The organism is Bacillus sp. GbtcB10 (assembly GCF_019091365.1).
Lineage (GTDB): Bacteria > Bacillota > Bacilli > Bacillales > Bacillaceae > Bacillus > Bacillus altitudinis.
Genome location: NZ_JAGXJP010000469.1, coordinates 1 through 229, shown reverse-complemented (window position 1 = coordinate 229; position 229 = coordinate 1). Strand labels below are relative to the sequence as shown.

Sequence of the window (229 nt, the reverse complement as noted above, 5' to 3'; positions counted from 1 at the left end):
AGCGCCGGTCGCAGATATCGTGTCGTTGCTCGAGTTGCAGATGGGGGTACGTGTGTATGCCCGGCGTCTCGCAGCTAAGATCTCAGGACTCTTCGCGTTCGATGAAAGTGTTGGCGCCTGTATTCTTCTGAATGCCAACCATCCTCTCGACCGCAGGACTCAAACGGCCGCGCACGAGCTCGGGCATCTGGTGTCCACGCGGATGGACGCCGAAGTCAATGAAATCGAC

Annotated in this window: 1 protein-coding gene; it reads left to right on the top strand. The window is 58.1% G+C overall.

The features are described from left to right. Positions 1–229: ImmA/IrrE family metallo-endopeptidase (locus tag KVT11_RS20865; RefSeq protein WP_217609245.1), on the top strand; the 229-nt coding region annotated here is incomplete at both ends.